At 50.5% G+C, this 3,503-nt stretch carries 2 rRNA genes; both read right to left on the bottom strand.

Going from position 1 to position 3,503, the window contains the following annotated elements:
• Positions 1-54: 54 nt before the first annotated feature.
• Positions 55-167, bottom strand: a 5S ribosomal RNA gene (gene rrf / locus QTI17_RS34855).
• Positions 168-301: 134 nt separating this feature from the next.
• Positions 302-3,176: ribosomal RNA gene (locus tag QTI17_RS34850) — 23S ribosomal RNA — on the bottom strand.
• Between the last annotated feature and the right edge of the window lie 327 nt (positions 3,177-3,503).

Genomic DNA, 3,503 nt, shown 5'->3' with positions numbered 1-3,503 from the left:
CCCCAAAGCAAAACGCCCAGCCTTTTGAGGGGCTGGGCGGTTTGGGCTGTAAGAGCCTGACGATGACCTACTTTCACACGGGAACCCGCACTATCATCGGCGCTGAGGCGTTTCACTGTCCTGTTCGGGATGGGAAGGAGTGGGACCACCTCGCTATGGTCATCAGGCATAAAGGGTTGTCGTGCTGACGGGGTCAGCACAACGAATTCATAGAGTCTGGAATCAGCTGTGATGCTTGTGGCATCGGAATCTTGAATGCGTCAACTTGGCATAACACCTTGATCATGTAGATCAAAGTTATAGGGTCAAGCCGCACGAGCAATTAGTATCAGTTAGCTTAACGCATTACTGCGCTTCCACACCTGACCTATCAACGTCCTGGTCTTGAACGACTCTTTAGGGGGCTCAAGGCCCCGGCAGATCTCATCTTGAAACGAGTTTCCCGCTTAGATGCTTTCAGCGGTTATCTCTTCCACACTTAGCTACTCGGCAATGCCACTGGCGTGACAACCGATACACCAGAGGTGTGTCCACTCCGGTCCTCTCGTACTAGGAGCAGGCTTCCTCAAATCTGCAGCGCCCACGGAAGATAGGGACCAAACTGTCTCACGACGTTTTAAACCCAGCTCACGTACCTCTTTAAATGGCGAACAGCCATACCCTTGGGACCGGCTACAGCCCCAGGATGAGATGAGCCGACATCGAGGTGCCAAACACCGCCGTCGATATGAACTCTTGGGCGGTATCAGCCTGTTATCCCCAGAGTACCTTTTATCCGTTGAGCGATGGCCCTTCCATACAGAACCACCGGATCACTATGTCCTGCTTTCGCATCTGCTCGACTTGTCAGTCTCGCAGTTAAGCACGCTTATGCCATTGCACTATCGTCACGATGTCCGACCGTAACTAGCGTACCTTCGAACTCCTCCGTTACGCTTTGGGAGGAGACCGCCCCAGTCAAACTGCCTACCATGCACTGTCCCCGATCCAGATAATGGACCTAGGTTAGAACCTCAAACACACCAGGGTGGTATTTCAACGTTGGCTCCACAAGATCTAGCGACCCTGCTTCAAAGCCTCCCACCTATCCTACACAGATCTGTTCAAAGTCCAATACAAAGCTACAGTAAAGGTTCATGGGGTCTTTCCGTCTTTCCGCGGGGAGATTGCATCATCACAAACATTTCAACTTCGCTGAGTCTCAGGAGGAGACAGTGTGGCCATCGTTACGCCATTCGTGCAGGTCGGAACTTACCCGACAAGGAATTTCGCTACCTTAGGACCGTTATAGTTACGGCCGCCGTTTACTGGGACTTCAATCAAGAGCTTGCACCCCATCATTTAATCTTCCAGCACCGGGCAGGCGTCACACCCTATACGTCCACTTTCGTGTTTGCAGAGTGCTGTGTTTTTAATAAACAGTCGCAGCCACCGATTTTTTGCAACCCATTCATGCTCCGTTGTTCACTTCACACTAATAGGGCACACCTTCTTCCGAAGTTACGGTGTCAATTTGCCGAGTTCCTTCTCCTGAGTTCTCTCAAGCGCCTTAGAATACTCATCTCGCGCACCAGTGTCGGTTTGCGGTACGGTCGTGTGTAGCTGAAGCTTAGTGGCTTTTCCTGGAACCTCGTTCAGTCACTTCACCAGCAAGCTGGCTCGATCATGGGCCTCGGTATATGTGCACCGGATTTGCCTAATGCACGCCTACTTCCCACTAAACCGGGATATCCAACACCCGGATGACCTATTAAGATCCGTCCCCACATCGCACTACACATCGGTACAGGAATATTGACCTGTTTCCCATCAGCTACGCATCTCTGCCTCGCCTTAGGGGCCGACTCACTCTACGCCGATGAACGTTGCGTAGAAAACCTTGCGCTTACGGCGAGGGGGCTTTTCACCCCCTTTAACGCTACTCATGTCAGCATTCGCACTTCTGATACCTCCAGCACGCTTTACAACGCACCTTCACAGGCTTACAGAACGCTCTCCTACCACTTGCAATAAATTGCAAATCCGCAGCTTCGGTAACTGGCTTAGCCCCGTTACATCTTCCGCGCAGGACGACTCGATCAGTGAGCTATTACGCTTTCTTTAAATGATGGCTGCTTCTAAGCCAACATCCTGACTGTTTTAGCCTTCCCACTTCGTTTCCCACTTAGCCAATTTTAGGGACCTTAGCTGGCGGTCTGGGTTGTTTCCCTCTTGAGTCCGGACGTTAGCACCCGGTGCTCTGTCTCCCAAGCTGTACTCGTCGGTATTCGGAGTTTGCCTTGGTTTGGTAAGTCGCCATGACCCCCTAGCCAAAACAGTGCTCTACCCCCGACGGTAATACTTGAGGCACTACCTAAATAGTTTTCGGAGAGAACCAGCTATTTCCAAGTTTGTTTAGCCTTTCACCCCTATCCACAGCTCATCCGCTAGTTTTGCAACACTAGTCGGTTCGGACCTCCAGTACCTGTTACGGCACCTTCATCCTGGCCATGGATAGATCACTTGGTTTCGGGTCTACACCCAGCGACTGATCGCCCTATTCGGACTCGATTTCTCTACGGCTTCCCTATTCGGTTAACCTTGCCACTGAATGTAAGTCGCTGACCCATTATACAAAAGGTACGCAGTCACCCCTTACGAGGCTCCTACTTTTTGTAAGCACGCGGTTTCAGGATCTATTTCACTCCCCTCCCGGGGTTCTTTTCGCCTTTCCCTCACGGTACTAGTTCACTATCGGTCGATGATGAGTATTTAGCCTTGGAGGATGGTCCCCCCATATTCAGACAGGATTTCTCGTGTCCCGCCCTACTTTTCGTTAGCTCAGTACCACACAGGTCTTTTCACGTACGGGGCTATCACCCGCTATGGCCAGTCTTTCCAAACTGTTCCGTTAAGTCTTGTGCTATCACTAACAGGCTCTTCCGATTTCGCTCGCCACTACTTTCGGAATCTCGGTTGATGTCTTTTCCTCGAGCTACTGAGATGTTTCAGTTCACCCGGTTCGCCTCGCATGCCTATGTATTCAGCATGCGATACCTTTGCAGGTGGGTTTCCCCATTCGGAAATCTCCGGATCAAAGCTAATTTGCCAGCTCCCCGAAGCTTATCGCAGGCTATCACGTCCTTCGTCGCCTATCATCGCCAAGGCATCCACCACGTGCTCTTATTCACTTGACCCTATAACTTTGACGTTTCTTCACAGAAACCAAAATCACATCAAGGAATTGACAGGTCTCTCACCTGTCGCGTTATGCCGTACTTCATACTTTCGATTTGATTCGAAATTGAAGTTCATAATTGACGCAATCAAAAATTCATGTCGCTGATGGCACGGTCCGCACTAAACCTTTACGAATGTGCGGTTTCCACCAGCGACGCTAATTCGACTCTATGAATTTTTAAAGAACAGCCGATTGACCGAGAGATCTCGATCAACAACAAAGATGCCTTTTTCAAAGCAGCTTTGGTGTTGACTATAAGTATCGTGTTGCAGCCCCGAAGGAC

It is taken from the genome of Variovorax sp. J31P179 (assembly GCF_030316985.1).
Classification (GTDB): Bacteria; Pseudomonadota; Gammaproteobacteria; order Burkholderiales; family Burkholderiaceae_C; genus Variovorax; species Variovorax ginsengisoli_B.
Note: the sequence above shows the minus strand (reverse complement) of the source record. Positions and strands in the feature narration are given on the sequence as shown.